At 63.6% G+C, this 19,298-nt stretch carries 15 protein-coding genes; 7 read left to right on the top strand and 8 right to left on the bottom strand.

All coding sequences use genetic code 11. The annotated features are described in order from the left end of the window. The first annotated feature begins 239 nt into the window (after positions 1-239). Positions 240-2,363 carry a TonB-dependent siderophore receptor gene (locus CAG34_RS09735; protein WP_085589577.1) on the top strand — a complete coding sequence of 708 codons (2,124 nt, stop codon included), beginning with the start codon at positions 240-242 and terminating at the stop codon, positions 2,361-2,363. Positions 2,364-2,494: 131 nt separating this feature from the next. On the opposite strand, the gene CAG34_RS09730 is transcribed toward CAG34_RS09735, so the two are convergent. From CAG34_RS09730 to CAG34_RS09715, 4 genes are all read right to left on the bottom strand, one after another. Beyond that, positions 2,495-3,016 (bottom strand): acyloxyacyl hydrolase, encoded by a 522-nt coding sequence (locus tag CAG34_RS09730; RefSeq protein ID WP_046614221.1) that lies wholly within the window; start codon positions 3,014-3,016, stop codon positions 2,495-2,497. A 197-nt stretch (positions 3,017-3,213) separates the two neighbouring features. Next, entirely contained in the window at positions 3,214-3,960 is a 747-nt protein-coding gene (locus CAG34_RS09725) for a phytanoyl-CoA dioxygenase family protein (protein WP_025339027.1), read from the bottom strand. A 54-nt stretch (positions 3,961-4,014) separates the two neighbouring features. Next, positions 4,015-4,458 carry a hypothetical protein gene (locus tag CAG34_RS09720; protein ID WP_085589575.1) on the bottom strand — a complete coding sequence of 148 codons (444 nt, stop codon included), beginning with the start codon at positions 4,456-4,458 and terminating at the stop codon, positions 4,015-4,017. Positions 4,459-4,583: 125 nt separating this feature from the next. Then, positions 4,584-5,450, bottom strand: coding sequence for a LysR substrate-binding domain-containing protein (locus CAG34_RS09715; RefSeq protein ID WP_013972688.1), 867 nt, complete (start codon positions 5,448-5,450; stop codon positions 4,584-4,586). 107 nt (positions 5,451-5,557) lie between these two features. On the opposite strand from CAG34_RS09715, the gene CAG34_RS09710 reads away from it, so the two are divergent. Continuing rightward, on the top strand, positions 5,558-6,943 hold the full coding sequence (locus CAG34_RS09710; RefSeq protein WP_039613622.1) for an aldehyde dehydrogenase family protein: 1,386 nt from the start codon (positions 5,558-5,560) through the stop codon (positions 6,941-6,943). Between the two features lie 149 nt (positions 6,944-7,092). Here CAG34_RS09710 and CAG34_RS09705 read toward each other — a convergent pair whose 3' ends face one another. After that, positions 7,093-9,003: an AAA family ATPase gene (locus tag CAG34_RS09705; protein WP_085589573.1), complete on the bottom strand. Its 1,911-nt coding sequence runs from the start codon at positions 9,001-9,003 to the stop codon at positions 7,093-7,095. Between the two features lie 164 nt (positions 9,004-9,167). After that, positions 9,168-10,067, bottom strand: coding sequence for a helix-turn-helix domain-containing protein (locus CAG34_RS09700; protein ID WP_085589571.1), 900 nt, complete (start codon positions 10,065-10,067; stop codon positions 9,168-9,170). A gap of 183 nt (positions 10,068-10,250) precedes the next feature. On the opposite strand from CAG34_RS09700, the gene CAG34_RS09695 reads away from it, so the two are divergent. The 4 genes from CAG34_RS09695 (at position 10,251) to CAG34_RS09680 (ending at position 15,070) form a co-directional block, all read left to right on the top strand. After that, positions 10,251-11,609, top strand: a complete 1,359-nt coding sequence (locus CAG34_RS09695) for a glutamine synthetase family protein (RefSeq protein ID WP_085589569.1) — start codon at positions 10,251-10,253, stop codon at positions 11,607-11,609. Positions 11,610-11,790: 181 nt separating this feature from the next. Beyond that, positions 11,791-12,879, top strand: coding sequence for a polyamine ABC transporter substrate-binding protein (locus CAG34_RS09690; protein ID WP_085589567.1), 1,089 nt, complete (start codon positions 11,791-11,793; stop codon positions 12,877-12,879). Positions 12,880-12,892: 13 nt separating this feature from the next. Continuing rightward, positions 12,893-14,188 carry an FAD-binding oxidoreductase gene (locus CAG34_RS09685; RefSeq protein WP_085589565.1) on the top strand — a complete coding sequence of 432 codons (1,296 nt, stop codon included), beginning with the start codon at positions 12,893-12,895 and terminating at the stop codon, positions 14,186-14,188. Between the two features lie 204 nt (positions 14,189-14,392). After that, a complete protein-coding gene (locus tag CAG34_RS09680) occupies positions 14,393-15,070 on the top strand; it encodes a DUF3313 domain-containing protein (RefSeq protein WP_085589563.1) in 678 nt (225 codons plus the stop codon). A 138-nt stretch (positions 15,071-15,208) separates the two neighbouring features. On the opposite strand, the gene CAG34_RS09675 is transcribed toward CAG34_RS09680, so the two are convergent. Continuing rightward, positions 15,209-16,585 carry an L-serine ammonia-lyase gene (locus CAG34_RS09675; protein ID WP_085589562.1) on the bottom strand — a complete coding sequence of 459 codons (1,377 nt, stop codon included), beginning with the start codon at positions 16,583-16,585 and terminating at the stop codon, positions 15,209-15,211. Positions 16,586-16,731: 146 nt separating this feature from the next. Here CAG34_RS09675 and CAG34_RS09670 point away from each other — a divergent pair, with 146 nt between their 5' ends. Then, positions 16,732-17,673 carry a LysR substrate-binding domain-containing protein gene (locus CAG34_RS09670; RefSeq protein ID WP_075046970.1) on the top strand — a complete coding sequence of 314 codons (942 nt, stop codon included), beginning with the start codon at positions 16,732-16,734 and terminating at the stop codon, positions 17,671-17,673. A gap of 181 nt (positions 17,674-17,854) precedes the next feature. Here the strand turns inward: CAG34_RS09670 and CAG34_RS09665 are convergent, their stop codons facing one another. After that, positions 17,855-19,276, bottom strand: a complete 1,422-nt coding sequence (locus CAG34_RS09665; RefSeq protein ID WP_085589560.1) for an undecaprenyl-phosphate glucose phosphotransferase — start codon at positions 19,274-19,276, stop codon at positions 17,855-17,857. Between the last annotated feature and the right edge of the window lie 22 nt (positions 19,277-19,298).

Raw genomic sequence — 19,298 nt, 5'->3', positions numbered from 1 at the left:
TGGTATACCTGCACCGGCCTCTTCGCGGGTGAACCCGCTCCCACAGGTATCCCACTGACCTCAGGCCTGGAGCCCCCTGTGGGAGCGGGTTTACCCGCGAAAAGGCCAACACGGATTTCAGTCTTGGTATCTGGTACACCAGTGCCACACAAAAAGAATGCATTTGATAATGATTCGTAGTAGCTTCTCGGCGCTTGCCCACCCTACCCTCAGCGCCCTACTCCAGGATCGTACCGTCGATGCGTCGCACGTTCGTTTCGCTTTGTGTGCTTCATGCTGTCTCCCCGCTGGCCTTTGCCGAGCCTGAACCGCTCAGCGAACCCGCCCAGATCGAACTCCAGGCCCTGAACATCACCAGCAGCGCCGACAGCGAACGTGCCGATGGCCCGGTCGAGGGCTACAAGGCTACCCGCTCGGCCAGCGCCACCCGCACCGACACCGCCCTGCACGAAACCCCGCAATCGGTCAGCGTGGTGCCCAAGGATGTACTGGAAGATACCGGCGCCACGCGCCTGCAGGACGGCCTGGACTACGCCGGCGGTGTCGGCCGCGCCAACAACTTCGGCGGCCAGGGCCTGACCACCTTCACCGTGCGTGGCTTCACCACCGGGGAGTTCTACCGCAACGGTTTCCCGATCAACCGCGGCTACCCCAACGCCCCCGACGCCAACACCGTCGAGCGCCTGGAAGTGATCCGTGGCCCGGCCAGCAGCCTGTACGGCCGTGGCGACCCCGGTGGCACCTTCAACGTGGTCAGCAAGCAGCCGCTGCCAGAGTCGAAAGTTACCCTGGGCAGCCAGTTCGATGACCAAGGCATGCACCGTGCGACCCTGGACGCCACCGGGCCGCTGAACCAGGACGGCTCGCTGGCCTACCGCCTGAACCTGCTGGGCGAAGGCGGCGAAAGCTTCCGTGACGACGTGGAAAGCGAGCGCTATGACGTGGCGCCGGTGCTCAGCTGGCAGGTCAACGACAGCACGAAGATCGTCTTCGAGGGCGACTTCATGCGCAACAACCACCCGCTGGACCGTGGCCTGACCCGCTACGCCACCCAGACTGGCAGCGCCTCGCGCGACACCTATATCTGGGAAAAAGGCAGCGACAACCTTCTGCACAACGACAACAACATGGCTCAGGTGCGTTTCGAACACCTGCTCAACGACAACTGGACGCTGGGTGGAGGCTTCCAATACCTTGACGGCTCGCTCAAAGGCAATGCTGTAGAGGCCACCAGTGCCCCTGCAGATGGCCATACCCTGCAGCGCAACTTCAATTACCGCAAGCTGGAGTGGACCGACCGCGACTGGCAGCTGAACCTCACCGGGCATTTCGATACAGGCGCGTTCAGCCACACCCTGCTGACCGGCGTCGAGTACGAGAACTACCACTACAGTTCGATCATTCGACGTTCCACCGCGCCCTACACGATTGATATCTACAACCCGGTACTAGGCCAGCCGAGGCCGGAGCTGGCAGCGGTACCAACCACCTGGGACAGCGAGAAGCTCGAGACCTGGGCGTATTTCATCCAGGACCAGGTGGCCCTGACTGAGCGCTTGAAGGCACTTGCAGGTGTACGCTTCGAGCGTTTCGAGCATGACTACGACGACAAGCGGTCCGCAAACCGAGATTTCAGCAAAGGCGAGAATGGCGTCACCCCGCGCGTTGGCCTGATCTACGACCTGACCGAAACTGTCGCTGTCTATGCCAACACCGCCCGTTCGTTCAAGCCCAACAGCGGCGCCAGCCTGCAAGGTTCGGGCTTCGACCCGGAGAAAGGCAAATCGTATGAGCTGGGTGTCAAATGGGAAGCGCCGGACCGTCAGCTGAGCGTTGACGCGGCGATCTACCACATCGTCAAGGAAAATGTGCTGACACGCGACCCGGCGGACCCCAACTACAACCTTGCCGCTGGCGAAGTGCGTAGCCGTGGCCTGGATATCAACATCGCCGGCAATGTCACGCCAGAGTGGCGGGTGATCGGTGGCTACGCGTATGTCGACGCTGAGGTGACCAAGGACAACCGCCTGCCCACTGGCACCCGACTGGCGAACATTCCCAAGAACAGCGTCAGCCTGCTCAACACCTACGAATTTCAGGACGGATTGGCCAAGGGCCTTGGGCTGGGTGTCGGGGTGAAGTACGTCGATGACCGCAATGGCCAGACAGAGGCGGTGACTTACAACATGGACCAGTACACCGTTGTCGACCTGCTGGCCTTTTACAAGGTCAACGACAATATTCGCCTGAACCTGGACCTGAAGAACCTGTTCAACAAGGAATACGACGAGGGAGCATTCAACTTCTACGCCTACCCAGGCGCGCCGCGGACGGTGCAAGCTGGGGTTTCGTATACCTTCTGACAGTTATTGGGGCTGCTTTGCAGCCCATCGCCGGCAAGCCAGCTCCCACCTCGACCGCATCGTTTCAGCCATACGCAGTCCCTGTGGGGGCTGGCTTGCCGGCGATGGGCCGCAAAGCGGCCCCCGGGGGGTCAGAACCCTTTGCTGTAGAACAGCGAGTACGACTCGATGCCGTCGTTAGGCTGCTTGAGCCCCGCGTTGGAGTAGTGCATCGCGCGGATCCCCACCTTCTGCTCCCCCGGCAGTTTCAGGCCGAAGCCGATGCGGTCTTCGAAGTTGACCGACGAGCCCAGACGCTGGTCGCCCACGTCGGTCTTGGAAAACGCCGCCAGGCCAATGCCGGCTTCGATGTACGGGGTATAGGTGAAACCGCTGAACTCGTAGGTGAACACCGGGCTGAACGACAGCGAGTGCGCGCCACTGGCCTCACCGCCTTCCCAGTAGGTGTAGGCCGCATCCCAGTACCCGGTCAGATGACCGGTGCTGCTTTCCAGCCATTTCTTGTCCCAGTCGAACGACAGGCCGATACGGTAGGTCATGTCACCTTGGCCAGTGGCGCCGACGGCGCCGGTCACCTGTGCTGCCTGAGCCAGATTCGTTCCGGCAAAGGCCAGCACTGCAGCAGCCAGCGAAGCTGCTAGACGGGTTTTCATCAATGACTTCTCCTGATGGTCTATACGGCAAGTGGGGGCTTGGGCCCCTCGATCTTATGTGGTGACCGGATGCATCCAGACCGGTCACACGAAGTAATACTTTTCTGATTATCGACCAGATAAACACAAAGTTGAAAGTGAATTGCCACCATTGGCTAATACCCTGCGCCAGCATCTGCCATGCCGAACAGCAGCGGTCAGTCGTATTCCGCCTCTTCGTGTTCGCCCAGCAGGCGCCTTTGCCTGGGGGTGGCTTCCTCCAGCACCTGCGGGTTGAAACGCCAGTTCAGGTACGGCGAAAACTTCTGCGCGACCATGCGCCGGCCATAGTGCACTTGCAGCATGTCGCGCTCGCGTGACTGGGTGCAGTTGGCCCCGCCGCTGTGCCAGACATCGCTGCGAAACACCAGCGCGTCCCCTGCCTTGCACAGCACCGGCTGGGCCTCACGGCCCTGCCAGTGTTGCTCGCCAGCCTGCGGTGGCCGCGCCGCGCGGTGGCTGCCGGGCACAATCCAGGTCGGCCCGATGTGATGGTCGATATCGCTCAGGTACAGCTGCGCAGTCAGGATCTGCGGGGGCTGGGTGAAGTCGCCGCGCTCGCTGAGCCAGTCGGGCAACTGCATGGGCAGATGGTCCAGGTGCAGGGCCACGCCGGGGTAGCCCGGGTGGCTGCGCCAGGCGGTCTGGCCGATCACATGGCAGTCGGCGCCCAGTGCCGCTTCGGCCAGGGCAATCAGCGGCGGCAGGTCGAGAAAGGGCAACCACAACGGGTTGCGGTTGAACACGCACTTGTAGTGCTCCAGCAGCCCCTGGTAATCCCAGTGGATGGGCTGCAGGTCATCGATGGCGCAGCGCAGCAAGGCGATACGCAAGGGTTCGAGCACACCGGGGAGCAACACATAGCCCCGCTCGTCCAACATCTCCAGCTGAAGGTCCAGGCTCATGGCGATGCGCTCCTATCAGGCAGGAGCACATCCGTACTCCTGCCCGTTTTTCCATCAACGCCAGTTCAGGTTCACGGTCGCGGGGGTCTTGCCATTCACGGTCACCAATTGCTGCACCGTCTCACCCTGGGCGTTGCCAGTCACTTTGTATTTGCCGGGAGGCAACTGCACATACAGCAGCGGCCCGGCATCCGTAAGGCTGAGCACGGGCTGGCCCTGTGCATTCTGGATGTCGACGGTGACACCGCTCTGGAACTTGCCTTCCGGGCCGGTGGAGAGTTCCACGTGCAGGTCATAGCCCGGGGTCTTGCGCAGGGCGTTGGCTTCATCCTGGCCGATGCCGCCTTGCAGGTAGCGGACGCCGTTCTGCTCCTGCTGTTGCAGTTGCACGGCCTGCATGTCGATAGGGGCATTGAGGTCGGCGGCGGCCGCCAGGGTCCATGGCAGCGCCAGGGTGATCAGCAGCGCCGCGCCGAGGGCATAGTGATGGTTACGCATGGTACGACCCTCCTTTCGAGGATGGCTTACCTATTATCTGATCCTTCGGGCGTAACGGCGTTCGTGCTGATGCATGGTCGTCTTGATGAAATTCGCATCAATGGTGTGAATATTGTGCTGGAACATCAGGTTGCGCGCCCTTCCTCGAGCAGTTTCACGAACATGCTCAAACTGCGCGATACCGTGCCCCGGCGCCACACCAGCCAGGTCTTCAGGTAACGGAAATCCTCCGACATCGGCCAGGCACTGACGGTGCTGCAACCGGGCATGTTGTCGAGCATGCTGCGCGGCATCATCGCCAGGCCGGCGCCGGCGCTGACGCAGGCCAGCATGCCGTGGTACGACTCCATTTCGTGGATCTTGCCCGGCACCGCCTGGTCCTGCACGAACCAGTTCTCGAAGTGGTGGCGGTACGAACAGTTGGCGCGGAAGGCGTAGATGCTTTCGCCGTTGACGTCCTGGGCGCGGGTTACCGGGGCGTGGTTGAGCGGCGCGATGACCATCATTTCTTCCTCGAACACCGGCATGCCTTCCAGCGTCGGGTGCAGCACCGGCCCGTCGACGAACGCCGCCACCAGGCGGCCAGACAACACGCCTTCGAGCATGGTCCCGGACGGCCCGGTGGACAGGTCCAGGTCGACCTTGGGGTAGCGCTGGTTGTAGGCCGCCAGCAAGGCCGGGATGCGCACCGCGGCCGTGCTTTCCAGCGACCCCAGGGCGAAGGTGCCTTGCGGGTCTTCACCGGCCACGGTCAACCGCGCCTCATGCACCAGGTCGAGGATGCGCCGGGTGTATTCGAGGAAGTTCCAGCCTGCGGGGGACAGGCGCAGGCGGCTCTTCTCGCGGATGAACAGCTCCACGCCCAGGTCCTCCTCCAGTTGCTTGATACGCGTGGTCAGGTTCGACGGCACCCGATGGATATGCTGCGCGGCGGCACTGATGCTGCCCTGCTCTGCCACGGCCTTGAAGATCTCCAGTTGCACCAGGTCCACAGCCTTTCTCCAAACGTGAATGTTTCGCTCATTATTATTCAGTTTTCATTAAAGCCATAGCCCACTAGTCTGGCGTCACGGTTCAACAACAACGAGAGTGTCCCGCCATGAGCGCGATCAGCAGCCTGACCCACGCCATCTCCCTCGACCCGTACAGCGGCGAGCAGATCGGCGCCTACCCGTTCGACACCGACGCCGCACTGGAAGCGGCGCTGCAACGCGCCAAGGTTGGCTACCGCCAGTGGCGCCAGGTGTCGCTGGGTCAGCGCAGCGAGTACCTGCTTGCCCTGGCCAGCACCCTCGAAACCAAGGCCGAAGCCTTCGCGCAAATGATCAGCCGCGAAATCGGCAAGCCTGTCGCCCAGGCCCGTGGTGAAGTCAGCAAGTGCGTCGGCCTGTGCCGCTGGTACGCCGAACATGGCCCGGCCATGCTCGCCGCCGAGCCGACCCAGGTCGAGAAAGCCCGCATCGAATACCGCCCGCTGGGCCCGATCCTGGCCGTGATGCCTTGGAACTTCCCGGTCTGGCAGGTACTGCGCGGCGCCGTGCCGGCGATCCTGGCCGGCAACACCTACGTACTCAAGCACGCGCCGAACGTGATGGGCAGCGCCTACCTGCTGGGCGAGCTGTTCAAGGATGCCGGCCTGCCGGAAGGCGTGTTCGAAGTGCTGAACGTGACCCCGGACGGCGTCACCCGCGCCATCAACGACCCGCGCATCGCCGCCGTGACCCTGACCGGCAGCGTGCGTGCCGGCATGGCGATTGGTGCGCAAGCCGGCGCGGCGCTGAAGAAGTGCGTGCTGGAGCTGGGCGGTTCCGACCCGTTCATCGTGCTGGCCGACGCCGACCTGGATGCCGCCGTGAAAGCAGCCGTGATCGGCCGTTACCAGAACACCGGCCAGGTCTGCGCTGCGGCCAAGCGCCTGATCGTCGAGGAAAGCATCGTTGACGAATTCACCCGCAAGTTCGTCGAGGCCACTCGCGAGCTGAAGGTCGGCAACCCGCTGGAAGAAGGTACCTACATCGGCCCGATGGCCCGTTACGACCTGCGCGACGAGCTGGATGGCCAGGTCCAGGCGACCATCGCCGAAGGCGCCACCCTGCTGCTGGGCGGCCACAAGGTCGATGGCGTTGCCAACTTCTACGCGCCGACCGTGTTCGCCAACGTCACCCCCCAGATGACTGCGTTCAAGCAGGAGCTGTTCGGCCCGGTGGCGGCGATCATCAGCGCACGTGATGCGGAGCATGCGGTGGAGCTGGCCAACGACAGCGAGTTCGGCCTGGCCTCGACCATCTACACCGCCGACTACGCGCTGGCCGAGCGCATGACCGCGGCGCTGGATACCGGCGGCGTGTTCATCAACGGCTATTGCGCTTCCGACCCCCGCGTGGCGTTTGGCGGGGTGAAGAAGAGCGGCTTCGGGCGTGAGCTGTCGCACTTTGGTGTGCGTGAGTTCACCAATGCCCAGACTGTGTGGCTGGACCGTAACTGATTCATGCCCCTGGGGCTGCTTTGCAGCCCTGTGGGAGCGGGTTTACCCGCGAATCAGGCGACACGGTGCCCGGCACCGGCTGCGCCGGTGTTCGCGGGTGAACCCGCTCCCACAAGGACTTTGAAGGGCTGAAAAAGCGGCCCCAGGGCTCAATCCCGAACCTGGTCCTTGACCCAGTCCAGCATCCCCCCCGGCACGATCAGTTCATGCCGCGCCCGCGAACAGGCGGTGTACAACCCCGCCAGCATCCGCGCCCGTTCATTGCGGTTCCCGGCCACCTGCGGCGCTACCATCAGCTCCGGCGACACCATCACCCGGGCGAACTCCATGTTCTTCACATCCCGCACCCGCCCCAGGAACAGCTTGGGCGCCTTGTCCCAACGGTAACGGCTCTTGGCCCTGGCGAAGTGCTCTGGCGTGTAACCCTTGCGCAGCATGTTGGCCACGGCGACGAACGCCTTGTCATCACCCTTGTCCTGCTCCAGCGCCTGCCAGCTGGCATAGCGGAACAGCATCGGGTGACGCGGCCGGGTGCCATGGCGGTACAGCTCGATGCAGTCTTCGACGAACAGCTCGAAGTCCTTGCGCGCGCTTTTCAGCAGCACGAACGGCACACCCTGGTGGGTCAGGCGCTGGAACCAGCCAAACAGGCCCCATTCATCGTCGACGATCAATGCCGTGGGCTGTTCCGGCACCGTTACCGCATCGAAGAAGCTGACCCGCGTGTAATGCTCGGCGCTGCCGCTGAAAGCTGCCTGGATCGCCGCCGGGTGGGCCTGGATCAGCGGGTTGAGCACGTTGTCCATCGCCGGCCCGGCCCGCAGCGAGTGGTCGATGTAACGCTGGCGGATGAAGTCGCCATGGTGCGCGCTGAGGCCGTTGAGGTTCTGCAGCTCGTCACCCAGGGCAATGATCGACTGCGGGCTGCGGTCGAGCACGGCAAGCATCGGTGCCGACAGCTCGTGGGCCTCGTCGACGATGACATGGGTGTAGCGGCTGTCGATCACATGACCGGTCAGCGACAGCAGTTTGACCCGGTGGTAGTCGCGCACCGGCAACTGGATTTCCCGTGCCGACGGGCGAATCAGCTCCTGCCAGTACAGCCGTGCCTTTTCCAGCAACACTTCCTGGTCCAGTGGCGTGGTCCCCGGCCCGGCCCAGGGCAGGTGGTGCAACTGCAGCTGGGTGTCGGCGCTGTGGCAGAACGTGCGCACCGCGCGGACGCATAAGGCAACCACATCGCGCGCGGCGAGCGGGCCGATGTCGGGGATGGCCAGCCAACGTACCACCTGCGCATCCTGCGGGCGCCACGAAAGCTTGGTGCGATACGGGTCGCGCAGGCGCCAGCCATTGCTGGTGAGGTCGCGGTTGAGCAGCTCGTCGGCCAGCTGGCCGAAGGTCAGTGCGGTGTAGGCGGCGGCATCCTTGACCCGCGCCTGCAGCGCGCGCAGCTGGCCTTCGGTCAAGGCCAGCAACAGCGTGCGCTGCGGCTCGAGCAAACGGGCGAACTGGTGAATCAGGAAGGTCTTGCCGGTGCCGGCAAAGCCCTGAACCGCCACCGACTCATCGATACCACTGAGGAATTCGCGCAGCAGGCGGTTCTGTTGGTCGCTGAGCATCAGGTCGCTGGCCAGGGAAGGCAGGTACACCGGGTGCAGCGGGGTTGCCCGCTGGCGGTAGCTGTCGGCGAACTGGAAGTTCCACTGGCCCTCGGCGTCCAGCAGTTCGTCGGCCTGGTACTCCACCTCGGTCGACAGCAGTGCGATACCGTTTTCGCCCAGCATGCCCAGGCCCATGGCGAAGGCTTCGCGATCGAAGTGCTGCGCCACCTGGCCCGGGAAGCGCCCCGGCGCGGCGCTTTCGACCTCGTTGGCAATGCGCACTATTTCGGCAAAGCGGCGTTCCTGCGCATCCGCCGAGGCGGTGGCGGGCTGGCGCGGCAGGTTCTGCACGAACAGCACTGCGGCGGCGTCGAGGACGCTGGCGGTGGTGAAGAAGTCGGTGGTGGGCTCGCTGGCGAGGCGGTCGGCCTGGTCGCTGGGCAAAGGCAGGTAGAACATCGGCACCTCGGGTGGAATCAGGGCGGCACGATAGCAATTTTCGCTGTGGAATGCTGGGTTGTGTATTGCCTGGGCCGGCCTTTTCGCGGGCTTGCCCGCTCCCACAGGGACCTCACAACGCCTGGCACTGAGGTGACCCTGTGGGAGCAGCTACACCACCAGAATCAGCCCCTGCCCCGCTTCAAGGTCTCGCTGGGAAACTCCTTGAACAACTGCCGGTAACTCTCTGAAAACCTTCCCAAATGCCAGAACGACCAACGCATTGCCACCTCGGCCACCGTCACTTCACCGCCGTGCAGCAGATCGCGCCGCGCACCGTTCAGCCGGCGCAGGCGCAACCAGTGCGCCGGCGGCATCCCGGTATACGCCTTGAAGGCTTGCTGCAACTGACGCAGGGAAACCCCGGCAACATCCGCCAGCTCCACCAGGTTCAGCGTCTCCTCCGGGCAGTCGGCCGCCCACTCGCTCACCCGGCGCATGATCGCCCGTTCCTCGTCACGCCGGCCCAATGCCACGCCCTGCAGGCGCTGGCAGGCGTTGTCGAGGATGAACAGGCAGTCTTCCAGCAGTTGCTCCGCCAGGGCCTGCCCCTGCAGCGGGCAATCCGCCTGGCCCAGGCGGGTCAGCGTCGCGCTCAGCCAGCTGCCGAACAGCGCGTTCTGGCCGCTGCCCAGCGGCACCATGAACAACCCTTCCAGGCGCTGCGGGTCCAGCCCGTGGCGGGCCAGGAAGGCCTGGTCGAACACGACCGCCACTTCCTGGTAGTTCTCCGGGGTGATCCAGATGTTGCGGCTCTGTTCGTTCAGCAGGTACAGGCTGTTCTCGCTGCGGTCGAAGCAGAACGCCAGCGAACCGCTGGGTGCGCGGAAAAACTGCTCCACCCGGGTGTTCAACCGCTCCTCGTAGACCTCCACCCCGTCCAGCCCCAGGCAACGCAGCTCTCCGCTGAAATGCCCGGGCGACATCTGCCGGTACTGCTGCTGCCACCCAGGGGTGGCACGTACTTGTTCGGTCACGTCGGTGGTGTGGAAAGCCTGGACTTGCAGGGCATTGGCGGTTGTCACGCTCGGTCCTAGTTGCACTCTTTTGGTGCATTCATTGCCGGAGAAAGTGGATAGATCAGCCATGCGGGCTGCGACCAAGATAGTCTCCAGCGCGTCACCTGGGAAGCGGGACGCCTTCGAAACCGTAGAACGGTTTACGCTGGCACGCTTGCTCCCACACTAAAACCCAACCAAGAGGTCTGTATGAACGCCCCCTTCGATCAGCTGTCCACCTGGCTGAAAGAACACCGGATCACCGAAGTCGAATGCGTGATCAGCGACCTGACCGGCATCGCCCGCGGCAAGATCGCGCCCACCGCCAAGTTTCTCCACGAGCGTGGCATGCGCCTGCCCGAGAGCGTGCTGCTGCAGACGGTCACCGGCGACTACGTTGACGATGACATCTACTACAACCTGCTCGATGCCGCCGACATCGACATGGTCTGCCGCCCAGACCCGAGCGCCGTGTACCAGATCCCGTGGGCGATCGAGCCGACCGCGATCGTGATCCACGACACCTTCGACAAGCAAGGCAACCCCATCGAGCTGTCGCCGCGCAACGTGCTGAAGAAAGTGCTCAAGCTGTATGCCGACAAAGGCTGGCAGCCGATCGTGGCACCGGAGATGGAGTTCTACCTGACCCAGCGCTGCGAAGACCCGGACCTGCCACTGCAAGTGCCGCTGGGGCGTTCCGGCCGTGCCGAAAGCGGCCGCCAGTCGTTCTCGATCGATGCCGCCAACGAATTCGACCCGCTGTTCGAAGATGTCTACGACTGGTGCGAGATCCAGGGCCTGGACCTGGACACGCTGATCCATGAAGACGGCCCGGCGCAGATGGAGATCAACTTCCGCCACGGCGACGCCCTGGACCTGGCCGACCAGATCACCGTGTTCAAGCGCACCATGCGTGAAGCCGCGCTCAAGCACAACGTGGCCGCCACCTTCATGGCCAAGCCGATCACCGACGAGCCCGGCAGTGCCATGCACCTGCACCAGAGCGTGGTCGACATCGCAACCGGCAAGCCGATCTTCGCCAATGAAGACGGCAGCATGAGCCAGCTGTTCCTGTACCACATCGGCGGTTTGCAGAAGTACATCCCCAAGCTGCTGCCGATGTTTGCGCCCAACGTCAACTCGTTCCGCCGCTTCCTGCCGGACACCTCGGCACCGGTGAACGTCGAGTGGGGTGAAGAAAACCGCACCGCCGGCCTGCGCGTGCCCACCTCCAGCCCCGAGGCGATGCGCGTGGAAAACCGCCTGCCGGGCGCCGATGCCAACCCGTACCTGGCCATCGCCGCCAGCCTGCTGTGCGGCTACCTGGGCATGATCGAGCGCATCGAGCCCAGCGCACCGGTGCAGGGCCGTGCCTACGAGCGGCGCAACCTGCGCCTGCCGATCACCATCGAGGACGCCCTGCAGCACATGGAAGACTGCGAGACCGTGCAGCAGTACCTGGGCAAGCAGTTCGTCCAGGGTTACGTAGCGGTCAAGCGCGCCGAGCACGAGAACTACAAGCGCGTGATCAGCTCGTGGGAGCGTGAATTCCTGATGCTGAGCGTCTGATCCACCCAAGGGGTGCTTTGCACCCCATCGCCGCGGTTCGTCGCCACGACAAGCCGGCTCCCACAGGTTCTCCATGAACCTGAAGCCTGTGCTGTACCTGTGGGAGCCGGCTTGCCGGCGATGGGCTGCAAAGCAGCCCCAACACACCGAACGCCAAGAACAAGACCAACGAGGTGTCCCCATGCGTCATCTGCAAACCCTGATCCCCACCGCATTCGCCCTGCTGTTCGCCACCACCACCCAGGCCACCCCCTCGGTCAGCGTTTACAACTGGACCGACTACATCGGCGACACCACCGTGGCCGACTTCCAGGCCAGCAGCGGGATCAAGGTGGTCTATGACGTGTTCGACTCCAACGAAACCCTGGAAGGCAAGCTGCTGGCCGGGCGCACCGGCTATGACGTGGTGGTGCCATCCAACCACTTCCTCGCACGCCAGGCCCAGGCCGGTGCCTTCCTGCCGCTGGACCGCAGCAAGCTGCCCAACTGGCAGCACCTGGACCCCAAGCTGCTCAAGCAGCTTGAGCAGAACGACCCTGGCAACCAGTACGCCGTACCCTACCTGTGGGGTACCAACGGCATCGGCTACAACATCGACAAGGTCAAGGCGGCCCTGGGCGTCGACCATATCGATTCATGGGCGGTGCTGTTCGAGCCCGAGAACCTGAAAAAGCTCAAGCAGTGCGGCGTGGCGTTCATGGACTCGCCCGACGAACTGTTCCCGGCCGTGCTCAACTACCTGGGCATGGACCCGCGCAGCGAAAAACCGGCCGACTACGCCAAGGCGGAAGCCCGCCTGCTCGAACTGCGCCCCTACATCACCTACTTCCACTCCTCCAAGTACGTTTCCGACCTGGCCAATGGCGATGTCTGCGTGGCCTTCGGCTACTCCGGCGACGTGTTCCAGGCCGCCAACCGCGCCGTGGAGGCGAAAAACGGCGTGAAAGTCGCCTACAGCATTCCCAAGGAAGGCAGCAACCTGTGGTTCGACCTGCTGGCCATCCCCAAGGACGCCAACAACCCCGAACAGGCCCTGGCGTTCATCAACTACCTGCTCGACCCCAAGGTGATCGCCAAGGTCAGCGCCACGGTCGGATATGCCAACGCCAACCCCGATGCCCAGGCCTACATGGACGCGTCGCTGGTGAAAAACCCCGAGATCTACCCACCCCAGGACGTGCTGGACAAGCTGTACATCTCCAGCACGCCGAGCCCGAAGATCATGCGCGTCATGACCCGTTCCTGGAGCAAGATCAAGTCCAACCGCTGAGTCGAGAACGCCCATGTCTTTCACTACCCAACACACCGCTTCGTACTATGCCGCCACGGCACGCGATGCAGCGCCCTATCCCAGCCTGGACGGCGAACTGAGCGCCGATGTGTGCGTGGTCGGCGGCGGGCTGACCGGGGTCAATACCGCCCTGGAACTGGCCGAACGCGGGCTCTCGGTGGTGCTGCTTGAAGGCCGGCGCATCGGCTGGGGCGCCAGCGGCCGCAACGGCGGCCAGCTGATTCGCGGCATCGGCCATGACGTCAGCGGCTTTGCCCGACATGTCGGCCAGGACGGCGTGCACTACCTGAAACAGGCCGGCATCGATTCGGTAGCGCTGGTGGCCAGCCGCATCGCCCGGTACGGCATTGCCTGCGACCTGCGCTGGGGCTTCTGCGAACTGGCCAATACCCCAGCGCAGTTCGCCGCATTCAAGGACGAACAGGACGACCTGGCCGCACTCGGTTATCGCCCTGAAACCCGCCTGGTCAGTGCCGACCAGCTGCATGAAATCGTCGCCAGCGACCAGTACGCCGGCGGCCTGGTAGACATGGGCTCGGGCCACCTGCACCCGCTTGACCTGGTCCAGGGCGAAGCCCGCGCCGCCCACGGCCTGGGCGTACGCATCTTCGAGCAGAGCCCGGTGCTGCGCATCGAGCACGGCCCCCGCGTGACCCTGCACACAGCCCGTGGCAAGGTGCGGGCAAGCAGCCTGGTGCTGGGCTGCAACGCCCACCTCGATGAACTGGAACCACGCCTGAGCGGCAAGGTGCTGCCGGCCGGCAGCTACGTGGTGGCTACCGAGCCATTGCCCGAGTCACTAGCCAGCAGCCTGATCCCGCAGAACATGGCGCTGTGTGACCAGAAAGTCGGCCTGGACTATTACCGCCTGACGGCAGACCGGCGCCTGCTGTTCGGCGGCGCCTGCCACTATTCCGGCCGCGACCCCAAGGACATCACCGCCTACATGCGGCCCAAGGTGCTGAAGGTGTTCCCGCAGCTGGCCAACGTGCGTATCGACTACCAGTGGGGCGGCATGATCGGCATCACCGCCAACCGCTTCCCCCAGGTCGGACGCCTCAGCCAGCACCCCAACGTTTACTACGCCCAGGGCTATTCCGGGCATGGGCTGAACGTGACGCACTGGACGGCGAAACTGCTGGCCGAAAGCATCGCCCTCGGCCACAGCCAGGGACTGGACGTGTTCAGCGCGGTGCCACACCTGACCTTCCCCGGCGGCAAGGCACTGCGCTCGCCGCTGCTGGCGCTGGGGATGTTGTGGTATCGACTGCGGGAGGTGCTGGGTTGAGTTCGCCACGAGCTTTGCGGCGTCTGTTAGACCGAGCGCCGCCCGCGCGGCGCTCGGTCTAACAGACGCAGAAAAACTCAAGACAAACCCTTCCAACCCCTCCAACTTTCTACCATTTCACAATCGATTGAACCTACCCACTGGCCAACTGCCCCGCACCTGCTAGCGTTGTTCTGGCCGACCTATCATGGATGCATCTTCATCATGAAATCATTGCCCCGCATTACCCTGTTGTGCGCCGCATTGCTTGCCATGGCCGCCTGCTCCAGCAATCGCGTGGACCCAAAGGACTACTCCGGCTTCCTCAAGGATTACAGCCGGCTGCAGGAAACCAAGAGCCCGTCGGGTGACCCGGTGATGCGCTGGATCGACCCCAAGGTCAACGTCAACCAGTACAGCCAGGTGTTCATCGAGCCCAGCCAGTTCTACCCCAGGCCGCAGCCGACGGCGGTCATCTCGGCGCAGACGCTGCAGGAAATCACCCGCTACTTCAACGAAGCGCTGCGCCGTGAAATGGGCAGCGTGGTACCGCTGGCCAAGGGCCCCGGCCCGGGCGTGATCGTGGTGCGCCCGGCCATTACTGCGGTGTCCACCAGCAACGAGGGCCTCAAGCCCTATGAGGTCATCCCAATCGCGCTGATTTCAGCCGGTGTGAACACGGCCATGGGCGGCCGTGACCAGGAGGTGGATGTCGGCGTGGAGGCTGCGTTCCTCGATGGTGCCAGCCAGAAAGTACTGGCCCAGGTCGTGCGCAAGGGCACGGGGCAGGATCTGGAGAACAAGACCACGCAGCTGACCCTGAATGACGTCAAGCCGGTGCTGGATGGCTGGGCCAAGGACATGCGCGCGAGCTTCCTGGAAGCGAAGCAGAAAGCCCGCTAAAGCCTCACTGGTCCATGTAGGAGCGGCCTTGTGTCGCGATGGGGCGCGGAGCGCCCCCAGATCCACGTATTCAAGCTGAAATCGCTGGGGCTGCTTCGCAGCCCTTTCGCGACACAAGGCCGCTCCTACAGGACCGCGTCAGCATTCGACGAAGGCAACGGCCAGGCCGCCGCGCGAAGTCTCCTTGTAGTTGGCATGCATGTCCGCCCCGGTATCACGCATGGTGCGGATCACCCGGTCGAGCGAGATGAAGTGCTCGCCATCCCCCCGCAACGCCATCTGCACGGCGTTGATCGCTTTCACCGCAGCAATCGCGTTGCGCTCGATGCACGGCACCTGCACCAGGCCACCAACTGGGTCGCAGGTCAGCCCAAGGTTGTGTTCCAGGGCAATCTCGGCGGCATTTTCCAATTGCGGCGGCGTAGCGCCCAGCACCTGGGCCAGGCCGGCAGCGGCCATCGAACAGGCTGAGCCCACCTCGCCCTGGCAACCAACCTCAGCCCCGGAAATCGAAGCGTTCTTCTTGCACAGGATGCCGACCGCCGCTGCCGCCAGCAGGAAGTCCACCACGTCCGCGTCGCACGCGCCCGGGTTGAACTTCATGTAGTAGTGCAGCACCGCCGGGATGATGCCAGCCGCACCATTGGTAGGCGCCGTGACCATGCGCCCGCCGGCGGCGTTCTCTTCATTCACCGCCAGGGCGAACAGGTTGACCCATTCCATGGCGCTGAGGGTGGAACCGATCACGTTGGGCTTGCCCAGTTCCTGCAGGCTGCGATGCAGCCGCGCCGCTCGGCGCTTGACGTGCAACCCGCCCGGCAGGATGCCTTCGTTGCGCAGGCCGTTGTCGACGCATTCACGCATGGCGCCCCAAATCCGCAGCAAGCCCTCGCGGACCTCGGCCTCCGGGCGCCAGGCACATTCGTTGGCCATCATCAACTGCGCCACGCTCAACCCATGGGCCTTGCACAAGGCCAGCAACTGCGCGGCACTGTCGAACTCGTACGGCAGCACCAGCGCATTCGCTTCGACAGCTGGCGCATCGATCTCGGCTTGCTCGACGATAAAGCCACCGCCCACTGAATAGTAGGTCTGGCGCAACAGGCTGCCCTGCCCGTCCATGGCTTCCAGGCTCATGGCATTGGGGTGGTACGGCAGGTTCTCGTCGAGCAGCAGCATGTCGCGGCTGTAGTCGAACGCCAGCGGGTGGCTGCCATCGAGCATCAGGCAGTGCTCCTGCATCACCTGGCGAATGCGCGACTCGATGGTGGCCGGGTCGATACGGTCCGGCCACTGCCCCATCAGGCCGAGCAGGCAGGCACGATCGGTGGCGTGACCAACCCCGGTGGCCGACAGCGACCCGTATAGCCGCACCTCGACACGGCTTGCCCGGGCCAGCAGCCCCTGTTCGCGCAGGGCCTGGGCAAAGGTAGCCGCCGCCCGCATCGGGCCGACGGTGTGGGAACTGGACGGCCCGATGCCGATTTTGAAAAGGTCGAAAACACTGATAGCCATGCTAATGCCTGACCGTGCCCGGGTATGAAGCCGCAGCACGGTTATCTGGAGAAATTGAGCGGTATTGCGATTTTGCGCGATACTGCCGCGCTGGCTCATGGATGACCAACGAAACTTCCTAAGCAAGGCTTTAGTGGTACTAAACGATGCGACGACAACTCAACGGCCAGACGTTCGTCTGGCTACACGTGTTCGCCTGTGCGGCCCGGCACTTGTCCTTCACCCGCTGTGCCGAAGAGCTGCACATCACCCCGGGCGCGGTCAGCCAACAGATGCGCCAGCTGGAGGAACGCCTGGGCTATCGGCTGTTCCTGCGCCGGGCGCGCGGTGTGGAACTGAGCGCCGAAGGGCAACGCCTGGCGCAGACGGTGACCGAAGCCTATGGCAGCATCGAAGCCGAACTGCTGCGCCTGGACGCAGGGGAAATCCGCGGCACCTTGCGCCTGCGCTCGATCCCGTCGTTCCTGGCCAAATGGCTCACGCCTCGCCTGCCGCGCTTTCAGCAACGCTACCCGGACATCGAGCTGCGCCTGGTGGCCGAAGACAGTGCCCAGGCGTTGACCCCGGGCGATTTCGACCTGGCCATCGACCTGAACGATGGCAGCTACCCCGGCATGCTCTCGACGCCGCTGCTGGACGAGCAGATATTCCCCGTGTGCTCCCCCACCTTGCTGCGCGGGCGCCCGCCGCTGCACGGGCCGGCAGACCTTGCGCACTACCCGCTGCTGCACGACATCACGGCCTGGCGCGGCAGTTCGGAATATGCCGAATGGGAGTTCTACCTGGAGGGCATCGGCGCCGCCGGCCTGGATGTGCGGCGCGGGCATACCTTCAACCGCAACCACCTGACCATCGAGGCGGCGATTGCCGGCATTGGCGTGGCGATTGCCCGGCGCACGCTGCTCAACGACGAACTGGAGCGCGGGGCGCTGATCGTGCCGTTCGGGGTGCCGATCGCCAATCACAAGCGCTATGTGGTGCATTACCCGCCGGGCGGGCTGAACCAGCCGGGGGCGCGGGCGGTGCATGACTGGCTGGTGGAGGAAGCGCGGGGGTTCAGGGAGTTGCACCCGCTGAACAAGGACTAGGGCGGCCAAGAGCGCTTGCACACTTTCATGGAATTACAAGTGACTCATTGAATTAGCAGGGACCCTGTGGGAGCGGCTTTAGCCGCGAACACCGGCACAGCCGGTGCCATGCACCGGGTTGGATTCTTCGCGGGTAAACCCGCTCCCACAGGGTGCGCAGAGCGCTTGCGAGATTTGTGCGTCAGTAGGCCTGCTTGCCGGTAAACGCATTCAACGTGCGCACCAGAATCACGAAATCCAGCCACAGCGACCAGTTGTTGATGTACTCGATGTCCGAGTCCACCCGCTGGATCATCTGCTCGATATCCCTGGTCTCGCCCCTGAACCCACGCACCTGCGCCAGGCCGGTCATGCCAGGCTTGATATTGTGGCGGGCAAAGTAGTCGACAATGTCCTGCGAATACAGCGTGTCATGCTGCAAGGCATGCGGCCGTGGCCCGACCAGCGACATCTCCCCGGTCAGCACATTGAACAATTGCGGCAGTTCATCCAGGCTGGTGCGGCGGATGAAGGCGCCGACCCGGGTCAGCCGCGGGTCATTCTTCTGCGCCTGCCTGACCACGCCCTCTTCCGGCTGATGGGCATGCATGCTCCTGAACTTCCAGATGCGGAACGCTTCCCCGGTCCAGCCGGTGCGTTCCTGGCGGAAGAACACCGGGCCGCGGCTATCGAGCTTGATGGCCAGCGCAACGGCCAGCAACACCGGCGATGCCAGTAGCAGGATCAGCGCCGCCAACACCCTGTCCTCGAGGTTCTTCAGGAACAGGCTCATGCCCGTCAGCGGTGTTTCCGACAAGGTCAGCACGGGAATGCCGGCAATTTCCCGCACGCTGTGGTTGATCAGGCGCAACGAGAAGATATCCGGCACCCAGTTCACCGCAATGCACTTGTCGAGCAACTTGAAATACACATCATTGATGACCTCGGAACCACCCAGTGGAGTCACCAGGTACACCGTGCGGATGCCGTGACGGGCCACGACATCGTCGAGCTCGGCAACATGCCCGAGTACTGGCATGCGCTGCTTGCCGTCGGCGCTTTCGCGCCCCGGCTCATCGGCGCTGTCGATCAGCACGCAGCCCAGCACACGCTCGCCGAACCAGGGGTTGTTGCTGATTTTCTGGTACAGGAAGTTGGCCAGGTCACCGGCGCCAATGATCAGGGCGTTGTCCAGGCGTGCATGGGCGGTGAAGCGCTTTTGCAATTCACGCACGGCAAAGTGCAGGAACAACTGGGCGATGTAGCCAATGATGAACAACTGCACCACCAGCAGCCGCGAATAGGTTTCGCTCTGCTTGGCCAGGAAGGCCATGACCACCAGGAAGCAAAAGGTTGCCGACCAGGCCTTGAACAGCCGGAAAGCCTTGATGGAAAGGCCAACGTTGGTACGGTAGATCGCATAATGATCGTAGATGACTGCCAGGGCGCCAACCAGCAACAGCAGCATGATCACGTAATCGGAGGTGATGTAGCCAAACTGGTCGTAGATCAGGTACCAGGCAATGCCGGTGACTGCAATTCCATCGAGGCCGGCCTGAATGGCGTTACTTACGCTGCTTCTTCTCTGCAATAAGGAACGACTGCTTCTGGGCTCTAGAACCATTTCAGACCTCATCAATTTGCGC

The organism is Pseudomonas sp. B14(2017) (genome assembly GCF_002113255.1).
GTDB lineage: Bacteria > Pseudomonadota > Gammaproteobacteria > Pseudomonadales > Pseudomonadaceae > Aquipseudomonas > Aquipseudomonas putida_Z.
Note: the sequence above shows the minus strand (reverse complement) of the source record. Positions and strands in the feature narration are given on the sequence as shown.